Origin of the sequence: Acinetobacter sp. 226-1 (assembly GCF_030329325.1) — a bacterium.
Taxonomy (GTDB): Bacteria; Pseudomonadota; Gammaproteobacteria; order Pseudomonadales; family Moraxellaceae; genus Acinetobacter; species Acinetobacter sichuanensis.
Window position 1 is genome coordinate 1 of sequence record NZ_JACANU010000060.1, and the last position, 846, is coordinate 846.

An 846-nucleotide genomic window follows, 5' to 3' on the forward strand; every position below is an offset into this window, starting at 1 on the left:
GCGAGTTTTGGTTTCGTTGGGTTTGTTTGGTTGGCCAACCCATTTGATCTGAACGAGCTCGACAAGCATTATTAATACCTGTCTCATATTTCGTGCCTTTAAATGTCTTGGCAGCTTTGAGTAGAACAGCTCTATCTTCGGTTTTTTGGATAGTCGCTAAGGCAGAATCATAAATCTGTTGTTGTGTCCGAGTATCCTTAGGTTTTGGTGGTGCAGCTTGTTGTTGAACAGGCTGTTGCGTGTTTTGGTTTTGTTGTTGATTAGATTGTTGAGAGCATTGATTTTGCTGTGATTCTAGCGTTTGACCTTCTTGATAAGCATGATCATATTCATATAAATATTTACTACCATCATAATTCCCAAGATATACGTCAGCAGCTACACCAACAGCTTTAAATGCAACACCAAGAGCATCAGTGACTGCTTTTTTATAACCTTCATCACTTGCTTTTAATTGCCCTTTAGCGATTTCAACAATCTCAGATCCACCGATACCTGAGAATTCTTCACCCCAAGCACCTTCAAATTTAGTTTTAACAGCAACCTCAGCAAAGCACATAACAGCTCCACTAGGTGCTGCTTCAGACCAAGTGCGTACAATGCGATATGTCCAACCATGACCAACAGGACCAAACGCCTGAGTCATAGCCATTAACCGCCATTGAGGATTGATATCTGATTTACCCTTTAGATAGCCAAACTCAATTTTCTTTAGAAAGTTTGAAGGAGTTTGTTTTACATCATTCCAAGTTTTTAGATTTGTAATAGTATTTTGATTTGACATTACACAGCCTCCACTAAACGATTACGCTCAATAAAACCAATCAACAAGTTATTGATATTGCG

The 846-nt window shown here is 39.0% G+C and carries 1 protein-coding gene; it reads right to left on the reverse strand.

Annotation, left to right across the window (positions count from 1 at the left end):
* Positions 1-784, reverse strand: a 784-nt coding sequence (locus HX124_RS18085) for a hypothetical protein (protein WP_286418748.1), incomplete at its 3' end; no start/stop codon positions are given.
* Between the last annotated feature and the right edge of the window lie 62 nt (positions 785-846).